The organism is Mariniphaga anaerophila, assembly GCF_900129025.1.
GTDB lineage: Bacteria > Bacteroidota > Bacteroidia > Bacteroidales > Prolixibacteraceae > Mariniphaga > Mariniphaga anaerophila.
Genome location: NZ_FQUM01000002.1, coordinates 664,797 through 687,548 on the forward strand (window position 1 = coordinate 664,797; position 22,752 = coordinate 687,548).

Below are 22,752 nucleotides of genomic sequence, written 5' to 3' on the forward strand. Positions count from 1 at the left end.
AATCGTATCATTAACCAGATTTTATGAATAAGATTATAGTTGCAGGGATAGCTTTGCTGTGTGCTTTCGCTGCGAGAAGTCAATCTGACGAAAAACCCAAAGTAGATATTTATGGATTTGTGCGGGTCGACGCTTATGTGGATTCATACAAAGGAGTTGATGCAGGGCACGATATTTTTTATTTGCTGCCGTTGTACGTGGTTACCAACGGGGTAGAAGTGAACAAGCAGCCAAGCTCCAATATTTCGGCGGTGGCGTCGCGCCTGGGTGTTCGCGTTAGTTTCCCCGAAGTACTGAATGCCAAGGCAACTGGTTTAATAGAATTTGATTTTGCCGGGAACCTGAAATCAGACCCAACACTTTTCAGAATTCGCCAGGCCTATTCCCTTTTTTCGTGGGAAAAATCGTCGTTGCTGGTTGGGCAAACCTGGCATCCGTTTTTCGGAGGAAGCGCAGTGCCTGTGGTAGCAGGGCTCAATACCGGAGCACCTTTTAGTTGTTTCAACCGCTCGCCCATGATTCGCTACAACATGGCATTGGGCAGATTTTCCGTGTCGGCAGCGGCTGTTTCCGAGATGCAGTATTGCTCTCCGTTGGCCGATATGGCTGACTTTTCATTTTTGCTTACTACCAATCATGCAAAACGAAACGCGCTGGTTCCCGAGCTGGTATTTACCACTGAATACAACCAGGCAGCGGTTACTGTTGGCGCCGGCGCCGGTTATAAAAGAATAAAACCCAGAATGCTCATAAGTGGTACTGAAGAAAGCGCCGTTGCCGACGAATTTCTTTCCAGTGCAACTTACATGGCGTACGGACGATACAAGAAAGATAAGTTTATGTTTTTGCTCAAAACATATCTGGGGGAAAACATGTCGCATCTGGTAATGCCCGGTGGCTACGGAGTTGCATCTTTAGACCCGCAAACCGGCCGCGAAACATACACCAGTTACACAACCTACACCACTTCGTTAAGCGTTGTGTATGGCCGCAAATGGCGGGTTGGAATGTTTGGTGGCTACGGTGGAAATCTGGGAACCGACAAGCCTCTTTATAGTGACGACGGCAAGGCAAAAACTTACGGATCGTTTCTGAACATGCAGAAGATGTACCGCGTTGCCCCGCATATTTCGCTTAACCTTAAAAACTTCAGGTTGGTGGGGGAGTATGAAATGACTGCTGCCAATTACGGCACCGGTACAATCGATTTTTCAAACGGCCTGTTTTCTTCCACACACAAAGCAATAAACAACAGAGGTATTATTTCGCTGACTCACAGTTTTTAAAAGAGATATTTATAATGAATTATTGGGAAAAAGAAATTGAAACACTCCCGCGTGGTGAAATAAACAAGGTTCAGGTAGAAAAACTGAACCACATTATCGGCGTTGCCATGCAGTCGGAGTATTACGGGAATTTGTACAAAAGCAAAGGGATAAAACCCGGAGATATCAAAAATATTGAAGATGTAACCAAGCTCCCTTTTACAACAAAACAGAATTTGAGAGATAATTTTCCGTGGGGATTTTTGGCGTGCAACAAAAAAGAGGTTGTTCGTTTGCACAGTTCGTCGGGTACAACCGGAAATCCGACCGTAATATTTCACACGGCTGCCGACTTGGACAACTGGGCCAATTTAGTGGCCCGTTCGTTGTTTACAGCCGGGGTTAGAGATACCGATGTTTTTCAGAATGTTAGTGGTTACGGCCTTTTTACCGGAGGACTGGGGTTTCAGTACGGAATTGAAAAACTGGGAGCCCTCAGTATTCCTGCCGGCGCCGGAAACAGCATCAGGCAGATAAAACTGATGCAGGATTACGGAACGACCGCTATTCATGCTATTCCCAGTTACCTGGCGCGGCTTTACGATGTATTTCTTGAAGAAGGCCTCGACCCACGCCGCGACACCAAACTGCACACTTTTGTTATTGGCGCAGAGCCGCATTCGGAAGAACACCGACGCCGGATTGAAGAGATGTTTGGCGTGAAAGCATACAACTCATTCGGTTTGTCGGAAATGAATGGCCCGGGAGTGGCCTTTGAATGTACTTATCAGGACGGCCTGCATATTTGGGAAGATGCTTACATTGTAGAAATTGTTGACCCGGTGACACTCGAACCTGTTCCGGATGGGGAAGTAGGCGAGCTGGTAATGACCAGCCTCAACCGGCAGGCAATGCCGCTGATACGTTACCGCACCCGCGATTTAACGCGTTTTTTGCCCGGTGATTGTCCCTGTGGAAGAACACACCGAAGGCTGGACCGAATTTCGGGGCGCTCCGATGATATGTTTATTGTAAAAGGGTGCAATATTTTTCCGATGCAGATTGAAGGGGTTCTTATGAAAATTCCCGAAGTGGGTAACGACTACCTGATTACGCTGGATACCGTGGGTGATAACGACGAGCTTATTGTTGAGGTGGAAGTTAAACGCGAATGGTTTTCCGGAGATTTATACAAACTGGATAAACTCACAAAAGACATCATCCGTAAAATTAGGGATGAGGTGCTGGTGAAACCGTTTGTTAAGCTGGTTGAGCCGGGTTCTCTTCCGCAGTCGGAAGGAAAGGCTGTGCGGGTGATTGATAAACGAGTAAAAATTTAAATCTGGAATTATGGCTTATCAAGTTTCTGTTTTTCTTGAAAATAAAATAGGGCATTTCGAACGTGTTACCGGCATTCTTAAAGATGTTGGCGTAAATATTCGTGCAATAACTCTGTCGCATACAACGCAGGGTTGGGGAATTTTAAACCTGCTGGTAAACAACCCGGAAAAGGCAAAAGAGGCACTCACCGAAAAAGGAGTATCGGCAACGCTCAGGGAAATTGCTGTTTTTGCAATGGGCGATATTCCCGGCGGGCTCGATGAACTTCTGAAGAAAATTGCTGCTGCCGGTATCAATTTTACCAATGCCTACGGGCGAAATATCGAAATAGGCGTAATGGCTTACCTGGCCGTTGATGTTGAAGATATTGAAGGCGCAGAGGAAAAGATTAAAGCAGCCGGACTGCAACTGGTTCCGGATGACGAAGTGTATGGATTAAAGGATAGTTAGGGTTCAGAATAAAATCAATTAAAACTTTTGTTATGATAGGAATAAGCGACTCGTGGATTTTGCTGGCGTACCTGCTTTGTGCTTTAAGCACAATTGCCTGTGTGGTTTATGGCGTGATAAACTGGAATAAAGGCGCTAAGAGTGAATCCGATGATTTTCAGGAAGAATCGGATTGGAAAAAGAAGGAGTCTGAAATTGAAGAATCATTATAGGAGAACAGGTTATGCTGGGAAATACAATCGCTTTGTTGGTCTATCTTTTTATCATAAGTTTTTTTGGTTTTTTGGGATACCGTCACACAAAAACCTCAACTGATTACCTGCTGGGAGGCAGACAGATTCACCCGATGATTATGGCGTTGTCGTATGGTGCTACCTTTATCAGTACATCGGCCATTGTTGGGTTTGGCGGAGCTGCCGGAACGTTGGGGATGGGGTTGCTGTGGCTTACTTTCCTGAATATTTTGCTGGGTATTTTTATCGCTTTTGTGGTTTTTGGGAAACGAACACGAAGGATGGGTTACAGTCTTGATGCCCATACTTTTCCCGAATTGTTGGGAAATCGTTTCGACTCAAAATTTATTCAGGGCTTTGCCGGAGTCGTTATTTTCCTGTTTATGCCGATTTATACCGCCGCAGTGCTCAAAGGCGGAACTGATTTCATTCAAACGCATTTTGGAATTTCATACGAAATTTCGTTGCTCTTTTTTGCCGCTGTTGTTGCGTTGTATGTGTGGATGGGCGGATTGAAAGGAGTGATGTACACCGATGCTTTTCAGGGAGGAATTATGTTTCTGGGAATGATTTTCCTGATTATTTATACCTATTCAAAATTGGGAGGTGTTACCAGCGCCCATGATCAACTTACGCATTTGTTTGATAATCCCGATGTACAGGAGCAGACAGCAGGATTGGTGAAGGGAGGTTTTGCGGGGTGGACATCGATGCCTAAAACCGGTTCGCCAACCTGGTGGTCGCTTATTACAACAATTATTATGGGAGTTGGCATTGGAGTACTTGCCCAGCCTCCGCTGGTGGTGCGGTTTATGACTGTAAAAAGCAACCGGGAGCTGAACAGGGCAGTGGTGTCCGGAGGGATTTTTATTCTGGTTACAACAGGTGTGGCATACATTATCGGCCCATTGTCGAATCTTTTCTTTTTTGAGGAAACGGGCAGTATTGCAACAATTGCCGCCGGAGGAAACGATAAAATAATTCCGATGTTCATAAAAAACTATGTTCCGGGTTGGTTCGGAGTTATCTTTTTTCTGGCGCTGGTGGCGGCAGCCATGAGTACGCTGAGTTCGCAGTTTCATGCCATGGGTACCGCCGTGGGGCGCGATGTGTACGAAAAAGCAATGAACAAAAAAGGAAACACCATTCTGATAACCAAAACGGGTATTCTTGTGGCCATATTAATTAGTGTTACTCTTGCTTACCTTGCCAATCAGCTCGATACAAGCATGCAGATTATTGCTACCGGAACGGCAATGTTTTTTGGCCTGTGTGCGGCGTCGTTTCTGCCGGCGTATATTTCTGCGTTGTTTATTCGCACTATTTCAAAAGAAGCAATTATTGCGGGAATGGTTACCGGTTTTGTTGTGGGTATTTTTTGGATATTCTTTATTCACGAAAAAGAAGCTTCCAGCTTGCAGTTGTGTATGGCTTTGTTTAATAAAACTTCCCTGGTGAAAGAAACCGGTTTGGCTAAACTGGCAATGGTCGACCCGATAGTTGTAGCTCTTCCGTCGTCAGTAATTGCAACAACCATTGGCGCACTGGTTAAAAAATGCACGCTCTCGCAGCAGCATCTTGATAAATGTTTTAAAGCGTAACACAATTGGAGGAGGTGAGTAGTTAGGGGAGGCTGGAAACTGGAGACAGGAAACTGGAGACAGGAAACAGGAAACAGGAGAACGGTATGAGCATATTACACGGTATGGTGAGGTTTATAGCATCGGGCGGAGAGCATGGAGCAGAGGGGAGAGAGATTTCAATTCCACTATGGTGCGATTAATAGTAAAATTGCCAGCCGTTGGAAAACTATCGACGAAATTTCAATTCCACTATGGTGCGATTAATAGTAAAATTGAGCCGCCAACCTGGTACAGCTGGTTTATTTCAATTCCAGTATGGTGCGATTAATAGCTTGAAAGAATTGTGATAGTTGCTTATGCGGCTGCGATTTCAATTCCACTATGGTGCGATTAATAGCTATTGCCGGGTTAAAGACAATGTCATTAAACTGCATATTTCAATTCCACTATGGTGCGATTAATAGAATTCTAAGTAAGCCCACCCGATAAAAACAAAACTAATTTCAATTCCAGTATGGTGCGATTAATAGCCGCTGATTTCATATTGCGGAGAGTGGAGACAAATATTTCAATTCCAGTATGGTGCGATTAATAGTTTGTGCATCCGACTGCGGATTAGCCACAACAGTATTTCAATTCCAGTATGGTGCGATTAATAGGAAGTGTGAGCGTTATAAATGTAAGTTTAAAAAAAATATTTCAATTCCAGTATGGTGCGATTAATAGAAACGGGCGAAATGGCTAGTAAGGTCGTTGGCGAATTTCAATTCCAGTATGGTGCGATTAATAGTGTGACGTCCAAACACATTCCGTTGTCATTGATTTATTTCAATTCCAGTATGGTGCGATTAATAGAATAACCCCCTTAATCTCCGACGTACCTCAATCGAGATTTCAATTCCAGTATGGTGCGATTAATAGGCTTGCAATTCATCTGGTCGTATCGTTGCTGCTTTATTTCAATTCCAGTATGGTGCGATTAATAGGGCAAATGCTGTTTATTGTAGATGTTCTGGAACTATATTTCAATTCCAGTATGGTGCGATTAATAGTGCGCTCCTCCGTTGTTGCTTTCTATCCATGCTTGCATTTCAATTCCAGTATGGTGCGATTAATAGTTCCAACTTGAAAATGTCACGCCCCCGATACTGCATTTCAATTCCAGTATGGTGCGATTAATAGACTATGAAGATAGCGACAAGGTAACAGAGCTTGATAATTTCAATTCCAGTATGGTGCGATTAATAGTATGGGATGTATTAAATCTTAAAATGACTAAACGATTTCAATTCCAGTATGGTGCGATTAATAGGTATTATCATCTTCCTTAAAGATGTGGTATATCTATTTCAATTCCAGTATGGTGCGATTAATAGTTCGAAACGGACACGCCAAACGAGACGAATTTTGAATTTCAATTCCAGTATGGTGCGATTAATAGACCAAGAGCGAAATTTCATCAAAGCAGGTCAGGTATTTCAATTCCAGTATGGTGCGATTAATAGTCGCGAAATCGGCGCTTCGAGTACAGCTCATCCAGATTTCAATTCCAGTATGGTGCGATTAATAGGGATTATCCCAGGGGAGTTTGAACTCTCCGCCCAATTTCAATTCCAGTATGGTGCGATTAATAGTATGAACCGTTTTGATTTGAATTGTATTTTTATGTATTTCAATTCCAGTATGGTGCGATTAATAGATTTATTCCGCCGTTCTTAATCTCCTGCACCAATCGATTTCAATTCCAGTATGGTGCGATTAATAGCTTTCCGTGAAGCGATAATTTAATGCCTTGTTTGTTCATTTCAATTCCAGTATGGTGCGATTAATAGTTTTCGTAGCTATGCAAGAAATAGAGGCGCTGAGATTTCAATTCCAGTATGGTGCGATTAATAGTCGAATTGCAGGAGATTGAATACAAGTGTCATTCGTGATTTCAATTCCAGTATGGTGCGATTAATAGTATAATTATTTACCCCCAATTCATCAGGGTAGTCTGTTATTTCAATTCCAGTATGGTGCGATTAATAGCTGGCGTCGACACTCGACCCGCTGACAGGCACCGAATTTCAATTCCAGTATGGTGCGATTAATAGAGTGAGGGCGTTCACAATTTCCAGCGCCTGTGCGCCCGATTTCAATTCCAGTATGGTGCGATTAATAGAGTGAGGGCGTTCACAATTTCCAGCGCCTGTGCGCCCGATTTCAATTCCAGTATGGTGCGATTAATAGAGCGTATAGTAATGTTTACCGACCACGGTGGATATCTATTTCAATTCCAGTATGGTGCGATTAATAGTCGCCTTTGCCTGCTTGTCTGTAAGCTTACTAAAATTTCAATTCCAGTATGGTGCGATTAATAGCGGATGATCCAGGACAGGGCAAGACCTTTCAGACGATATTTCAATTCCAGTATGGTGCGATTAATAGAGGACTTACGACATTTGTATGTGACGAGGGAGAGGAAATTTCAATTCCAGTATGGTGCGATTAATAGAATGAGAAGCATTGCAACATCGATAGCTAAAAGCGCATTTCAATTCCAGTATGGTGCGATTAATAGACGGTTACCCGTTTATTTTCTGGCAAAACCAGCCATATTTCAATTCCAGTATGGTGCGATTAATAGTCCTCCGGGTTCTGCTAGCTCTGGCAGTAGTACTACGATTTCAATTCCAGTATGGTGCGATTAATAGAAATCATTCGTTTGAATAAAGACCAGATTTGGGAATTTCAATTCCAGTATGGTGCGATTAATAGACTGTTATCCCTAATGTATTTTTTGCCGATTGTTCCCAATTTCAATTCCAGTATGGTGCGATTAATAGTTGAAACCGATGTGGTAAGAGAGAATAATCAAACGTAATTTCAATTCCAGTATGGTGCGATTAATAGTGGTGTGTAATGGCAAAATCTATGACAACTAAAAAAGATTTCAATTCCAGTATGGTGCGATTAATAGCTGGTGAACTCATGACAACACTTGATGCTATTAAACATTTCAATTCCAGTATGGTGCGATTAATAGTAATACCTGTCCACTCTATCAGCAAAATATTGACATTTCAATTCCAGTATGGTGCGATTAATAGGCATTGCTTGTCAAGTACTGGCGATATGAGGGAGTAATTTCAATTCCAGTATGGTGCGATTAATAGCTTATACTAACGATAATCGAAGCAGCTCGCGACCGTATTTCAATTCCAGTATGGTGCGATTAATAGTTGCCGGATTAATAAAGACGATGTCGCTCTTTGCCATTTCAATTCCAGTATGGTGCGATTAATAGTAAATGGAAGAATGTCATTTGATGAAATCACAAAATTTCAATTCCAGTATGGTGCGATTAATAGCAAAAACGACAGCTTAAATCCATCAATCTACATTAATTTCAATTCCAGTATGGTGCGATTAATAGAAGTAGCTAAATTACAAGTATCATATGCACGCCTATTTCAATTCCAGTATGGTGCGATTAATAGCAACAAGCAAAAATGGGATAATGCCCTGTTGCTCGTATTTCAATTCCAGTATGGTGCGATTAATAGGGTCCGGTTTTGACCTGGAAAAAGGAAGGCAGACAAATTTCAATTCCAGTATGGTGCGATTAATAGCTCTTACCCCCTGACATTAGAAATCGTTTAATGTATTTCAATTCCAGTATGGTGCGATTAATAGTCTTTCTTTTGTTCCGGCATCGAACAGGTGGCCGATTTCAATTCCAGTATGGTGCGATTAATAGTCTTTTACTTCGTCAAATATCCTTCCTCCTCTTTCTATTTCAATTCCAGTATGGTGCGATTAATAGTAAATACCCCGCCTGACCTTCAATATTAAAATCGTTATTTCAATTCCAGTATGGTGCGATTAATAGCTTTTATTTGCAGATTGTGCTTTTTGCAGATTGCTTATTTCAATTCCAGTATGGTGCGATTAATAGATGTCAGTTCAAACCCTCTCTCCATTTCTTCAAAAATTTCAATTCCAGTATGGTGCGATTAATAGCGCCGGAGGAGGGCGAATGAAGCCTAACGGACAGATTTCAATTCCAGTATGGTGCGATTAATAGTACTTCAACCGGGCTTGATAATTTCTTCGATAATCCATTTCAATTCCAGTATGGTGCGATTAATAGATTGCACGTGCAACACTGTCAGGAAGTTTATTTATATTTCAATTCCAGTATGGTGCGATTAATAGCCATCTGAACCAGCGACTGGCTTTGAAATACCTGATTTCAATTCCAGTATGGTGCGATTAATAGTAATCAATATGTGTTTGATAGCCAGTCTGTTTTAGGATTTCAATTCCAGTATGGTGCGATTAATAGCCGAAGGCGGCGTAATATGGTACCATCCAAACATGCATTTCAATTCCAGTATGGTGCGATTAATAGATACAATCTATCACCTATGATGTTAACTATATCCATTTCAATTCCAGTATGGTGCGATTAATAGTCATTATTTATTCAGCATAAATCCGGTAAATTTTATATTTCAATTCCAGTATGGTGCGATTAATAGGGAAATCCGATGATGGCTGACCAAAACATTATAGACAAATTTCAATTCCAGTATGGTGCGATTAATAGACAAAAACGACAGCTTAAATCCATCAATATACATTAATTTCAATTCCAGTATGGTGCGATTAATAGGACTTGATTAACGGCATTGAATAATAGCTCACCTAATTTCAATTCCAGTATGGTGCGATTAATAGAGCGCGGTTTTTCCGTAAGATTCGACGTACTAAGTCATTTCAATTCCAGTATGGTGCGATTAATAGAAGAGCTATTTGCAAAGTTGTATGTTTTTTCTCTAGATTTCAATTCCAGTATGGTGCGATTAATAGTTAACACGAATCATTCATATGTGGTATACCTGCCGCGATTTCAATTCCAGTATGGTGCGATTAATAGTCCGTAGGCAAAGCCATTCAGGAGTTTGCCAAACGATTTCAATTCCAGTATGGTGCGATTAATAGCAACTTTTTTCACAAACTAAAAACAAGTAAAAAAAATTTCAATTCCAGTATGGTGCGATTAATAGCCGTCAAAATTATAAAAAAAAAGAGCTGATTATAAATAGTATAGAAACTAAAATATTCTTCTTTTTTGTCTGATAAGTTGTCGATGGGTGATGCTGTAAAAAAGCCGAGGTTTCGACAACCTGTCATAAAATATTGTTATTCAGTATGTCAAAGAACTGGTGTTGGGCAAGCCGGAAAGTAGTTGAACAAAGCCTCTCCGTTTATTTGGGGGTCGACAACCTGTATTATAAAAAATTGTCGATACTGCTGCGCTCTTTGCCCACAACTTCTTTCTCGAGCCATTTTTCCTGCCGGGTTCTGAACAGGATAAAACTATCGGTTTCTTCATCCATAATCTCTTTGGCCCGTATTTTTAATTCTTCAAGTTTTACCTCGCTAATTTCTCCTTCAAACACTGAGTTTTGAATCCAGTTGAGGTACTGGCGGCAAAGTTTTAACATTTTGCCCACTCGTTTTTGCCCTACATCGTAAACCGCAATAATGTACATCACCAATACACTTTAAATGGTTTGTAATCTTCTATCTGTAAAATGTGCTTAACCAATTTGTAGCATTCCAGTTTTATCAGGTGTTTATAGCTGACGTTGCGATTTAGAGTACGGTGCTTAATGGTTTCGCTAAGCCGGTTTTCAAACGCCTGCACAAATTTCTTTTTTCCGTTGGGTGTAAGAGTAACCGAGTTGATGCCTGTTTCGAAGTCGTGGGGCTGAATCTCTTTTTTGTTGATTACTTTAAAAATAACACGGTCAACCAACAGCGGTTTAAACACTTCGGCCAAATCGAGCGACAACGAAAAACGGCGCTCCCCCGGCTGGTGTAAAAACGAAATAAGCGGGTTGAGCTGTGTTTGGTGAATGGCTCGCAAACACTGGCTGTAACACATCATATTGCCAAAAGAAATAAGCGCATTTACCTCGTTTAGCGGAGGACGATAGCTGCGGCCTCCCATTTCAAAATGATTTAAAATCAGGTTAAATGCATCGTAGTAATAACGCCGTATATTGCCTTCTATTCCCATTAACTCGTCAATAGCTGTGGTCAACTGAATTTTTTCGGAGAGTTTTTCTATGGCTTCAATAATTTCCGCTAAATCTTTTCCGCGATTATCGTAATAGCGCAGATTTTTCAACATATTGAATGCAGCTCCGGTTAGAATTTGCTGTGCAATATTCAGTCGTTTTTTCGTGTTTTTATAAAAATCGGTTTGAGCCAACAACACTTTTCCCGAAAGCAAAGCCTCCCGCGGCATAAACGACCCCGTGTAGTTTTCGTAATAATCAAAAAAATGAATGGGAATTTGCTGCTGACCCAGGAAATTGTATAACGCCGAATTGGCATCAAGATTTCCAAAGCAGTATAGCTCTCCAACATTTTCAACAGGGAGGAAGCGCGGCTTTTGTTCGTTCCCTTCTTCGTCGTAGGGCGTAAATTTCAGCGTATTGTCGCGGCGTTGCAAACGGCCCGGATTAAACAGGTAATAAGTGCGTTTCATAATTGTTTGGCGTTTTTTATGGTTGAAGGATGCTGAATTTTCGAGTTGTATCGTGCCTGATTTAGTTTTTACAGTTCACCGGAATAGCAGAAATCGAAGTAGGAACATCCCCGGCAGCGGCTTATTTTAATCTTTTCGGGAGCTTGTTCCCGGGCTATTATCTGTTCTATCTTTTTTGTTGCTTCTTTAATATACTCCCGGTCAGGAGTAGTCAACAGCACCTCTTCTTTTTTGCGAAGCCGCGGATATTCAAGCAGCCCGCTGGCATTAATTCCGTTTTGTTCCAGTACATAGAGGTAGTATTTAACCTGCCAGATGTGTGCCTCTTCGCGTTTGTCTGATTTTTTTATTTCGTGTACCACATTCTGCTTCGTGTCGAACCAATCAATTTTAATTCCTCCCGTGGAAATTTCTTTAAAGCGCTCACTGCGTTGTTTATAACTGGTTTCGTGAATAAGTTTTCCCTCATATACCGCCTCCGACGTGTGTTCCATGTTAATGCCGCTGGCAAACAGCCAAAGCTTTCGTTGGCAAATGAGGTAATAGTTGAAGTGGGTGCCGGTGACTTCCATAATCAATACAGGTTATTATTTTTTGAACGGACTAACAGATTATTGTTTTAAAAAAACTTCAGTTAAAAGTTGGCGGCTTTCTTCGATGTTAAAGCTTTTGGCATCCCACTCTTCCTGGCCAAGCCATTCCTTTACGCTTTGGTAGTCATCCGATTTAGGATTTGCCAAAACTTCTTTCAAGTCTTCATACCCCCAGGCGCCCCCGCAGTCTTCCGGTGGGCATTGCCCTTTTCCTGCCAGAATCCGGGGATACATGGTTCGCTCCGGGCTGATTTTTTCGAGAACAATGGTGTGTAGCCAACTGTCTCCAAAATCGTAGATGTAGGTGAACTTTTGCCCTTCGCTATCGAAAATTTTTTCAACCTTTAGTTCTTCGGCATCCAGAATTTCTCCACTATATAGGAAGCCCCTATCGTCGAAGTCATCATCGAATTTTAGTTTTATCTGCGGATAGGTGCCGTAACCCTGCGGCGAAAACTGAAACATATGTTCGTTCAGCCAGCCAAAAGCAATCTGAATAACAACATGGAAATCGAAAAACGAGTACCCCCGGGGAATGGTAACTCGCCGCCACACAGGAGGTTTTGTAATGCCTTTTAGTTGAATCTTAAATTGAAATGTCATTGTTGTTGGTTTTTATTTAAAATTCTTTCGAAATAGTTCGGTTCCTTATCTGTTTAACGCTGTCAAGTCCTGCGGACGTTGACAGGTTGTAGCTTCTTTTCTGTCACCCGACAGCGTCGTTAGACCTGTTGGCGTGAAGAAAAATCACATTAATTGGTTTTCTTCAACAAATGTTACACCCATTGTATTATTATAAAAATTTTTACGTATTACAAAAATAGGTTCTTGTTCATCTTTTATCGTAATATGTTTAATATCGATTTTATGTTGTTTTTTGCCTTTCTCAATCAAATAAATTGGCAATTCCAATGAATATTTTAGCTTCCAGCTTTGAAAATCAAGATAATTGTAGAAATGAAGCGATTCCGGTTCTTTTACAAATACCGTGTCTTGTGGCGCAATATTTCTGCTTTTCCAAAAATTAGTATCGATATCATCTGTCGCTGGTTTTTGCATGGGATTAATGAGCCAGTTATATTGAAAATACTCTTTTAAATCTTTTGCATTAGAAATAGCTCTGGATGAAAATGATGTCTCAGCAGCATAAACTTGATTGAGCATTTCCACAAGCTTATTCGCATTATAGAATGTTGTTTCAAGCATTTTTGCTGTCTTTGTAAAAACCTCGCATGGAACCCATGCTTTTGCCTTTTTATCATATTCACCATAAGGAGCCGGATAAACCAAATCATTTTTTTGAGGAATCAACACATACAATTCGCCAATTTTTGACTTATCGAAACGGCATAACCGGCCTGTACGTTGAGTTAGACGGTCAATAGGACAAAGTTCCGAAATCATTAAGTCAGCGCTTATGTTGATACTCATTTCTCCGATTTGCGTTAATATGGCTATACCTTTTGCACTCCCTTTTTTCCACGCTTTTTTTCCTAGAGCATTAATCAGTTCATCTTCTTTGTCTTTTTTGTCCGGCTCGGTAAAGCGACTGTGATAAAGAATTGGATTTGCATTTCGTTTCTCAAACCAATCGTAAAACAACACAGCTTTATCAACGGTGTTTGCATAGATTATAGCTGTTCTTTTTTCGACACACTTTTCAAGTAAGTTTTCTATTTCCGAAAGTTCTGTATAGTTCTGAATTGCTTTTATTTCAAACCTGTTTCGTAGATTATCCGATGTGTCCTCCACTATTTGATTGACTTTATAGCCGATTTTTTGATACGAAGGCAAAACGGATTCGGGTAGTGATGCACTCATTAATAAAACCGGAACATTCCAGTATTTCAGAATTTCAAGCAACACCAAAATGTTTGCCTGTGTAAAATCATCGTAAAAATCGGCTTCGTCAATAACCAGACAGGAGTTAGCCATATTGAATGCAATCAAATGATGGTCTTCTCTGGTTAATGTCAATGCCATTAAAAGATGGTCGATAGTACAAACTGTAATCGGAGTTTGAAGTAGCCGGGCAAACTCGTGAAGTTTATCTGCTTTCTTTTTTTCAATCGTACCATCTTCTATTTGTTCCTGAAATTTGTTGAACCATGCGCTTGAGTGGTAAAGCCCTGTGTCGGATAAGCTTTCCGCAACATTAATTGCCAAAGCGTTTGAAGTAAAACGGGTAGGCATAGCAATTATTAACCTGTCTGCCCTTTTATTTGCTATCTGTAAAGATGCCCATAATAAGGAGGCATCTGTTTTTCCAGCACCGGTTGGTGCACGAACCAACAATAAATTATCTCTCCAATATTTATCAACTAACTTCTGAACTCCTGTTTTTTCATTCCAAGGAAATTTATAACTGAACTTTGTAAATTCCGGAACTTCTTCTTTTTCTTCTTTTGCGCTTACACGATGGTCAACCAATTGCAACAACCCTCTTGGTCCGGCAAATTCGTAATGATTTTTTGCGCTAATCTCTAACGAATATTTTTCAATTATCCGGTTACTCTCTGTTTCAAATACCTTCCAGAAATCAGACATCTTTTGATTTGCCCAACGCTCCCTGAAATTAAATCCTAGTTTTCTATGATGCGCAGCAATAGCAGCCAGAAGGGCTAATGGAAGCTTTGCCTTTTTTACCATATGTAACGAATGCAATTCATGTCTAAAGTTTGCTTTACGAATATGCTTCCCTGAATCTTCCTTAATTGCATATTCTTTAAATGAGCCACCATGTTGCGATTGCCATTCAAGAAAAGCCTCATAATCTTTCTGACAAGCAGATTGCCAAGGTTCTGCTTTTTTCCCGACATCATGATATTCGCATACCACTTTTAAACGGTTAAATAAATTTTTACCTATGCGTTGCTTATACTTCTGAACGACAAAAGGAGTTTGTTCTAGCAACAATTTCCCTTCCGACATTACACCTTGAGTATGTTGTTCAAGGGTAATGCCGGAAGGTTTTGCCAATATGGGGTACTTATAATCAGTCACGACCAAATGCTTGTTCAAAAGTTACTACCTCCGCATCATTTGAAGGATCGTACAATGTATTTGAAGCTAAGAATTCCAAGGCGGCTTTATAAGCTTTATGAACACTTTCGACTGTTGTATCATCGCCAATGAAATATTTTGCTTTTCGTGCATTCAATTCATCTAAAATATTTTGTTGCTCTTGTTCTCCTACAACAAAATACCGACTTGCTTTGCGACTCAAAACGGTATCGAAAACGATCAAAACTTTTTGCGGTTCGCCACTAACTGCATTGCGGGCTTGGCTTGCATAATCGTTCATCGATTTGGTTGCTTCCAGATAAAGCCGTGCGCGACGTTTCCGTTCAGTATCTTCTGCATGTTTAAAATACTTCGTCCCAAGATTGAAGCTCCTTTCATACTTGAATGCTTTGGAGATACTCAAGGCACTAATATCTAAAAAGAAATTCATATGCATAAGGTCGCATTCACTATATTCTTTAGTAGCTAATGCCTGTTTTTGTCCGTCTGAGTCTGCTGCATCTTTTGTTGTTTCTTCATCACGGATTATATAACCATCCGAATAAACTTTATCTCCTTTGACATTATTCTGGATTCTAATCAATAAATCTCTACCAACTTCACTTTCTTTCATGGCGACTGCCGGGGTTACCGATAACGGGGCAGTTCTTCTTCCTGAATAATCGCCTTTTGAAGGGTGCATAAATCCACCCATATCTGCTCGTAAATCTTTTTCAATTAAATTGCTGATACCATCTCCATTTGAGACAAACGTTTCTCCTTTTGCTGAATCAGCAGAATTAATACGATCCATTGCCGAGAAAAGGACATGACGCTGCATTTGTCCTGAAATATAAACCCGTCCATCCGGTCGCCTTTTAATTGAAGATGCATTTCCCAATAATTTTTCGCCTCCGTTGGCTATATGGTTTTCAAACGGGGCAAGTGCTGTTACTAAAATTCCTTTAATTTCCATTGTTTTTATTTTTAGTTGATTTATAATTTAAATTTCACTTTGGTCTGGTAATTCCATTTCATCATCCTCTCCTTTTAACTCTTCTGGAGTTTCTTGCTTCTCTGTTTTATTTGTCAATCGAGAAAAAGCAATCAGAAGGTTTTTAGCGTTCTCAAGTGGCAGTTCACCACTTGCCGTTTTCTCCATGAAAAGAGCTGCAGCTTCCGGGGCATCCATACCCGACAAGCGTCCAGCCCTTGTAATGGCTTGGGCAATTAGTGCATCTCCTGATTTTGATGAGAAAGTAGAACTTTCCAATTCTACCAAGACTTTTGATTTTACTCCTCGCAGTTTTTCCCAGTAGTTAGAGGAACCTGCTTCTATTTCAGCTTTAGCAGCAAAATAGGCAACCTTATTGAGCCATTTGCCTAAAGACCTTGCTGACGATACAATTTGTGGATCAATTTTTTCCATTTTAATAAAGTATGTGTTAAACAATAGTGTTACTTCTTTAGGATACTCTGCCCTGAATGCAAGGAAATCCTTAAAAGCGGCATGATTAAATAATTGGAGGAAACGACTTGTAAACAAATCGAATTTTTGGTATTCAACATCTTTCCCAAATCTTTTTCCCTGATTATATAATGTTGAGTAATATAGACTATCAACAATTGTTTTTAGTTTCCCCTGTTTAGCCAAATCGACAACATAATGATTATAGAAAAAGGGTTTAGCTCCTCCACTTTCAATTTGATACATCGTAGCGTTTTTGAGGCTTTCTAAAACTCTTTTAGCCTGTTCCGAGTATTCGGATTCTTTTGTAAACTCACCTATTGCTCCCAGCAGGGCTACGCTTCCTAATGCAAAACTTTTAGGCGCATTTGGGAAATTTCCTGCATATAAATTAGGCCTATTGGGTTTGTAAGTTTTTCTCTTTCCTTTTTCAGGTGGCAGAACTTTACCAATAAAAAAATCTTTTTCTTTAGTTAAATACATCCGTTTAAAGAACTGTATAAAATCTACTATCTCATTATTTTCTGACAAGTCTGGAATTAAACAAAAGTTAGAACTGTTATCCCAAAAATAAATTGACGGTTTGTTGGATGTCATTACTGAAATAAGGGAGAAAGCTATTTCTACCAAATTTAAACCGGCATTTGCCTTTGTTGTCCCGCCTGTTTCAGTAAACTTCATATAATCACCCGCCATCGGGGTGGTGGCATTTAATGCCCCAAAAGTTTTATTCTTTCCTTTTCCCAATAACGCACAAACTTCTTTGGCATATTTCCAAGTAGTAGCTGCAGCCCCATCAGAAGTTATGACATGTGGCGATAGATAAATTCCAAAATCAGGTTTGTTTTTTATTCCTGATACAGAATCTTCATTTGTATAGCTAAACTTGATATTTTCTTTTTCTTCAAACGTTTCGGACGGAATGCATCTAAACTTCTCCATACAAGCCTCCAGTGTTTGCTTTATGTGGACATTAGTAATTTCATCAACCTTTGACAGATTGTTATCTTCGCATACTATTGCTTGCCCGTATCTTATAAATGGATGATTCATACAGTAAATTCTTTAATCGTTAAATGTACCCATCCTTCATTGCTTCCTAGATAACCTATGTTTTCTTTTACAAGTTTATTTGTTAACTGTGCAAACAGACTTTCATCCATCGAAAGCTTTATCTGGAAATTTCCATCATATTGAGTGTATTCTCTTCTGGTTGGTGTGCTGTAATACATTGGGAAATACCCCATATATCTTTTAAATAACTTGTCAAGTAAAGTATTCTTTTCCGTTGACTTTCTTTTAGTATCCGAAGCAACCTTGGCTTTTATCAGATTCCACTTTTCGATGAAATCAGTATCCATATATCTTGTGCCAAAAGTATGGCGATGTGAATCAGACCTACGAAAAGCTCTACTCCATAAATCATCATAATGAGCCAGTTGTGATGGAATAAAAGGCAATTCTATTTCAAAATACTCATATAACAATGGGATATAGGTTGAGCCAGTTTGAAAACTCTCAATGTTCTTTTTTATAATTTTCTTGGCATCTCCCCCTTTAACTCCTTTTTGACGAATTTTGATTAAGTCTTTTTGGATAAGTTTCCTGTCGACAATGTCGATATGCCACCCCAATACATTCTCAAAAAGTCCGCAAATCATTTTTTTACTAGGACTTTTTAAAGACTTATAAAACGATCCCGGCAGCTCACTCACCATAGAGAGCGGTGCCAATGGCTCGATTTCCAGAATTACTTTTAAATTTTGTTCCGGTACTTTCTCCAGAATTGATAAATCTAAATTTTGCATATATTATCTATTTATATTTTCCCTTCACTGAAAGATATTGAATGACATAACCTCCTGCATCGGCAAACGGGTCGCCGGTTGGTTTCGTTAGCCATTCGTAATCAATTGTTTTGTGCGTATGCTTCATGTTTTATCGTTAAAAGTTTCCTTCTATTTCCAATACCCCCGGCGGAGCATTCGTAAAACCGCCGGGGATTATGGATATTGATACCAATTAATAATCGACCACCATTCGTGCTTTTATGTAGCCATTGTAAAAGGTGGGGTCGCGACGTTTAAAAATCTTCAACAGGTTGTCGAGCTGATTTGCCAACAGGTTACTGGCTTCGGTAAACAGCTCTTCGAGTGAGAGCGTAGCCACGCTCGATTTAATTTGGTACTCGCGCGGCTGCCCGTTAATTTCCAGAAAATGGTCGTAGTCGGCCTGTAGTCCGGTAATTTGCTCGGCTGTCAGCCCATACTCATCAACCAGCGGAGTCTGGTTTTGTATGGCCACATCGATAATCTGTTTTACCCGGCGCAACATATCGCTGTTTTTCAGTTTAAACAGGTCAGAAGCGCTGTCGGCCATGGTTTGAGCCAGTTTTTTGTCGCCGTTCATTATGGCAAACACCTCCACAATGTCGTTTACAATGTCGGCTTTTTCGCAAATGGTGCGTTTTAGCGCAACTTTAATTGCGCCCACATAAACCTTTGCCTCCAACTGTTCGCCTGCTGCGGCGTCAATAGCCAGGTTAACATCGTTTAGCTTGTTCACCACTTCGCCAATTTTGGCAATGCTTTGCCACTTGGCCGCGTTTTCGTTCAGGAAAGCCAGGGTAGCTTCTACCATGTGCTTTCGGTTACTTTGAGAAAGGTTCATAACATTAAATTTAAATTAGTAATATGCCCGGAAATTGGAAATTCCCTGTGTTGGGCGGTTATTTCGGAGGGTATTGTGTGCGTTTCCATGTGGCGTGTGTATATTTCCTTTCGTTGTGTTGGTATTTCCGGGTGTTGTGCAGTTATTTCCATCTGTTGAGTGAATATTTCGGTGCATTGAGCGAATATTTCGGTGCATTGAGCAGGCATTTCCATGCGTTGAGCCGTTGTTTCTGTGCAGCCGGCAGTTGTTTCCGTTTAATTACTGTCGGGTGTGCGCATTTGCTCCGTTTTCATTCGTCTTTTTTTTTAACGAATTTTTTCGGAAGGGTCTGTTCCAAACAAAAAACCGGTATATTCTACCGTTCGGCAAAGTTGCCGGCATCAGCCTGTTTCTACCCAGCCGAACCCACTGGCATTTTTCTCTCCAAATCCGGAATAGAGCACCAGTTTGTGGATTTCTTCGGGGGCTGTCAGCGAAAATTTATAGAGGTAACCTCTTACTTTGGTTTGTTGTGCCGTAAAAGGCTTTATCGTAATTAATTTCGATTTAGGTTTGCTTAACAGGGTAAACGCTGTTTCGGTGTTTTCGGCAAGAGGAGCCGCGCCCGGCACTGTTTGGTATTTATGAAACAGGTGTTGCCTTACCCACCCGGCATACCCTTCATCTTCGGGCGAAAGGTAACGGGCATATTTATCGTTCTCGGTTTTACTGCTGAACACTACCGGCGACTTGGCATGATACCCGATGGTTACCGGGCGCCCGGCTGTGGTATTGCCATGTGAAAAAGGGTCGGGCAGCCTTTCAATTCCTGCAACCTTAAAATTTGTGCCGTTGAATCTGTCGCCCAGGTAAACCTGTTGGTTGTTAAACAGGCCAATAATAAATTTCTCTGCTGCATCGTTCAGGAAAAACGAAACCTTAAGGGTGGCCGTTCCTGTTAACGCCTCAATAAGAGCCCGGTCTTTGTGTATTCTATATTTGTTGAAAAAAAGAGGGGAGTAATTGAAAAATTTGAAGCTTTTATTCCCGTTCCGGTAGCCCTCAGTATGTAAAAACCGGGCAAAATCGGGGTCGGCCTCTCCAATTATTTTGTATATCCATGCGCCAATGTAGTATTGATAGTCGATAGGCAATATGCATTGCTTTTCAGTTGTATTCAGATGAATGAGGAATATCATAGTTCACCAGTTTTAGTTCTGTTTCGGGGTGCTGTTTGTCAGTTTTAACCCAATTAATCTACCGAATTTACAAATTATTTTTATAATTCCCGTTTCTGATTATCATAACTCATTTTTCATTACAGCCGCGCTATCCATAGTATGAAAGTGTGCTGGCTCTGCGTTTTTATCCCGAAAAAGAAACAAATGCATCAGTTTTTTGGGGGGAGTTGCCATCAACTCTTTTTAAGCCCGATTGCTTTCGCTATTTTCGCATTTCAATCAAAAAACGAAGTATAAAATGCAGAGAATATTGGTGATTTTACTGCTGTTTATTTCCGCAGCAGTAGCAGCCCAGCAGAAGCAAATGTCGTTAGAAGACGCTATTCTTGGTCGGTATTATTACCTCAATCCGAAATCGGTTAACGGGCTTGAATGGAAATCTGATGACCGGTTTACATTTATTGAAAACAATACGCTTTGGGAGGAAAGCGCAAAAAAAGGCGAGCGGACTGCCGTGGTTAGTCTGGATGAATTAAATTCATTGCTGAACCATTCAGGCAACGAGGCCTTTCGCCAGTTTCCGTCCTATTCGTGGGCAAAAGAAGATATGCTGGTGGTTCAAAATCGCAATGGTTTTTTTGCGATTAATGTAAATGCCAAAAAAGTTGAATTTCAGGTAGAACTGCCTTCTGATGCAACAAACAGTGTTTTCAACTTCAACGGGCGGTTTGTAGCTTATACAATCGACAATGATTTATTTGCATCCTTTGCGTCGGGAAAAACCGTGCAGATTACCTCCGACGGTGGCGCCGGCATTGTAAACGGACAAACGGTGCACCGGAACGAGTTTGGCATTGGCAACGGAATTTTTAATTCGCCCAAAGGCAACTACATTGCGTTTTATCGCAAAGACGAAAGCATGGTAACCGATTATCCGCTGGTGGATTACATGACACGCGCGGCAGAATACACTCCGGTGAAATACCCGATGGCAGGCATGGACAGCGAGCACGTAACCGTGGGTATTTATTCCGTAGCAACGGGCAAAACGGTTTTTCTGGCTACCGGCGGCGATCCCGAGCATTTTCTCACTAACCTGGCGTGGTCGCCCGACGAACAGCATATTTACCTGGCCGAACTCAATCGCGGGCAAAATCACATGCAAATGAACTGCTACAATGTAGCAACCGGCGAGAAAGCAAAAACGCTTTTCGAAGAATCCGACAATAAATATGTGGAACCGCTCTATCCGGTTCGGTTTTCGACCGTTAACGATAATGAATTTTATTACCTGACCCGCAAAGACGGATGGTTTCATGTTTACAAGTACAATACCGACGGGCAACTTATTCGCCAAATCACAAAAGGCGAGTGGGAGGTAACCAACATTTTGGGTTTCGACGAAAAAGAGAAATACCTGTTTGTGGAAGCCACCAAAGAGAGCCCGCTGGAACTGCATATTTACCGGGTAGATACCAAATCGGGGAAAGCAGAAAAACTTACCGACGGCGAAGGCATCCACAAAGGAAAGCTGAGTAGTAACGGAAGCTGGCTGATTGATGCTTTTAACGGCCCGGAGGTTCCGTCGCAAACAGATGTGATTGCTGCCAACGGAAAAAACAGGCGGAACCTGCATCGTGCTGATGATCCGCTGAAGGATTACGTGTTGGGCGAAAACAAACTGGTTCCTGTTTTGTCGGCTGACGGTAAAACCGAACTGACCGGACGGCTGATTCTACCTGTTGATTTCGATCCTGCCAAAAAGTACCCGGTGATTGTTTACGTTTACGGCGGGCCGCATTCGCAACTGGTGAACAAAGGCTGGCACAACAGCGCGCGGTGGTGGCAGTATTACATGGCTTCGCAGGGGTATATTGCGTTTACCATGGATAACCGTGGCACGCTTAACCGCGGAAGGGATTTTGAAACCAGCGTGCACAGGCAACTTGGAATTTTGGAAACAGAAGACCAGATGAAAGGTGTTGAATACCTTAAATCGCTGCCTTATGTAGATGCAGATCGTATTGGCCTGCACGGATGGAGTTACGGTGGTTTTATGACCCTCAACCTGATGTTGCGGCACCCCGGTGTTTTTAAAGTGGGCGTGGCAGGCGGCCCGGTTGTCGACTGGAGCATGTACGAAATAATGTATGGCGAACGATACATGGATACGCCGCAGGAAAACCCGGAAGGATACAACGAAACAAACATGTTGCATCATGTTTCTGCACTCGAAGGAAAACTAATGCTGGTTCATGGCGTACAGGATGAAACCGTGGTAATGCAGCACAGCATGAAGTTTTTGCGCGAATGTGTAATGCTGGGCAAACAGGTCGATTTTTTTGCGTATCCCACACACCCGCACAACGTACGGGGAAAAGACAGGGTGCATCTGATGGAGAAGGTGAGCACCTATTTTTTCGAGAATCTATAATA

Annotated in this window: 16 protein-coding genes and 1 CRISPR repeat array; of the genes, 6 read left to right on the plus strand and 10 right to left on the minus strand. The window is 41.2% G+C overall.

Annotated elements, in window-relative coordinates:
• Positions 1 to 23 precede the first annotated feature (23 nt).
• From BUB08_RS05840 to BUB08_RS05860, 5 genes are read left to right on the plus strand one after another with little or no spacing between them, the layout of a single operon-like run.
• Positions 24 to 1,286: a hypothetical protein gene (locus BUB08_RS05840; protein ID WP_072999738.1), complete on the plus strand. Its 1,263-nt coding sequence runs from the start codon at positions 24 to 26 to the stop codon at positions 1,284 to 1,286.
• Between the two features lie 14 nt (positions 1,287 to 1,300).
• Complete coding sequence (locus BUB08_RS05845) at positions 1,301 to 2,605, plus strand: phenylacetate--CoA ligase family protein (protein WP_072999740.1); 1,305 nt, start codon at positions 1,301 to 1,303, stop codon at positions 2,603 to 2,605.
• Positions 2,606 to 2,615: 10 nt separating this feature from the next.
• The gene (locus BUB08_RS05850) at positions 2,616 to 3,056 is read left to right on the plus strand and encodes a hypothetical protein (protein WP_072999742.1); all 441 of its coding nucleotides are present in this window, start codon (positions 2,616 to 2,618) and stop codon (positions 3,054 to 3,056) included.
• 32 nt (positions 3,057 to 3,088) lie between these two features.
• Positions 3,089 to 3,268 carry a symporter small accessory protein gene (locus tag BUB08_RS05855; RefSeq protein ID WP_072999744.1) on the plus strand — a complete coding sequence of 60 codons (180 nt, stop codon included), beginning with the start codon at positions 3,089 to 3,091 and terminating at the stop codon, positions 3,266 to 3,268.
• Positions 3,269 to 3,279: 11 nt separating this feature from the next.
• Positions 3,280 to 4,890: a sodium:solute symporter family protein gene (locus BUB08_RS05860; protein WP_072999746.1), complete on the plus strand. Its 1,611-nt coding sequence runs from the start codon at positions 3,280 to 3,282 to the stop codon at positions 4,888 to 4,890.
• Between the two features lie 155 nt (positions 4,891 to 5,045).
• Positions 5,046 to 9,926: direct repeats of the CRISPR family, unit length 30 nt; unit sequence ATTTCAATTCCAGTATGGTGCGATTAATAG.
• A gap of 225 nt (positions 9,927 to 10,151) precedes the next feature.
• On the opposite strand, the gene cas2 is transcribed toward BUB08_RS05860, so the two are convergent.
• The 10 genes from cas2 to cas6 all read right to left on the minus strand — a co-directional run bounded on the left by cas2 (position 10,152) and on the right by cas6 (position 20,334).
• Positions 10,152 to 10,415 (minus strand): CRISPR-associated endonuclease Cas2, encoded by a 264-nt coding sequence (cas2, locus tag BUB08_RS05865; RefSeq protein ID WP_072999748.1) that lies wholly within the window; start codon positions 10,413 to 10,415, stop codon positions 10,152 to 10,154.
• On the minus strand, positions 10,415 to 11,419 hold the full coding sequence (cas1b, locus tag BUB08_RS05870) for a type I-B CRISPR-associated endonuclease Cas1b (protein WP_072999749.1): 1,005 nt from the start codon (positions 11,417 to 11,419) through the stop codon (positions 10,415 to 10,417). The genes cas2 and cas1b overlap by 1 nt, the downstream gene beginning before the upstream one ends.
• Before the next feature lie 68 nt (positions 11,420 to 11,487).
• Positions 11,488 to 11,991, minus strand: a complete 504-nt coding sequence (gene cas4 / locus BUB08_RS05875; protein WP_072999751.1) for a CRISPR-associated protein Cas4 — start codon at positions 11,989 to 11,991, stop codon at positions 11,488 to 11,490.
• Positions 11,992 to 12,030: 39 nt separating this feature from the next.
• Entirely contained in the window at positions 12,031 to 12,615 is a 585-nt protein-coding gene (locus BUB08_RS05880; RefSeq protein ID WP_072999752.1) for a plasmid pRiA4b ORF-3 family protein, read from the minus strand.
• A gap of 144 nt (positions 12,616 to 12,759) precedes the next feature.
• The gene (gene cas3 / locus BUB08_RS05885) at positions 12,760 to 14,991 is read right to left on the minus strand and encodes a CRISPR-associated helicase Cas3' (RefSeq protein ID WP_217651566.1); all 2,232 of its coding nucleotides are present in this window, start codon (positions 14,989 to 14,991) and stop codon (positions 12,760 to 12,762) included.
• Between the two features lie 16 nt (positions 14,992 to 15,007).
• Positions 15,008 to 15,991 carry a type I-PGING CRISPR-associated protein Cas7/Csp1 gene (cas7p, locus tag BUB08_RS05890; protein WP_072999755.1) on the minus strand — a complete coding sequence of 328 codons (984 nt, stop codon included), beginning with the start codon at positions 15,989 to 15,991 and terminating at the stop codon, positions 15,008 to 15,010.
• Between the two features lie 27 nt (positions 15,992 to 16,018).
• On the minus strand, positions 16,019 to 17,536 hold the full coding sequence (gene cas8c, locus BUB08_RS05895) for a type I-PGING CRISPR-associated protein Cas8c/Csp2 (RefSeq protein WP_072999757.1): 1,518 nt from the start codon (positions 17,534 to 17,536) through the stop codon (positions 16,019 to 16,021).
• Positions 17,533 to 18,291 (minus strand): type I-PGING CRISPR-associated protein Cas5p, encoded by a 759-nt coding sequence (gene cas5p / locus BUB08_RS05900; RefSeq protein WP_072999759.1) that lies wholly within the window; start codon positions 18,289 to 18,291, stop codon positions 17,533 to 17,535. Before cas5p ends, cas8c begins: the two co-directional genes overlap by 4 nt.
• Positions 18,292 to 18,505: 214 nt before the next feature.
• Positions 18,506 to 19,153 (minus strand): hypothetical protein, encoded by a 648-nt coding sequence (locus tag BUB08_RS05905; protein ID WP_072999761.1) that lies wholly within the window; start codon positions 19,151 to 19,153, stop codon positions 18,506 to 18,508.
• Positions 19,154 to 19,536: 383 nt separating this feature from the next.
• A complete protein-coding gene (gene cas6, locus BUB08_RS05910) occupies positions 19,537 to 20,334 on the minus strand; it encodes a CRISPR-associated endoribonuclease Cas6 (RefSeq protein WP_072999763.1) in 798 nt (265 codons plus the stop codon).
• Positions 20,335 to 20,614: 280 nt separating this feature from the next.
• Between cas6 and BUB08_RS05915 the strand changes: the two genes are divergently transcribed.
• Positions 20,615 to 22,750 (plus strand): S9 family peptidase, encoded by a 2,136-nt coding sequence (locus BUB08_RS05915; protein WP_072999765.1) that lies wholly within the window; start codon positions 20,615 to 20,617, stop codon positions 22,748 to 22,750.
• Positions 22,751 to 22,752: the final 2 nt, after the last annotated feature.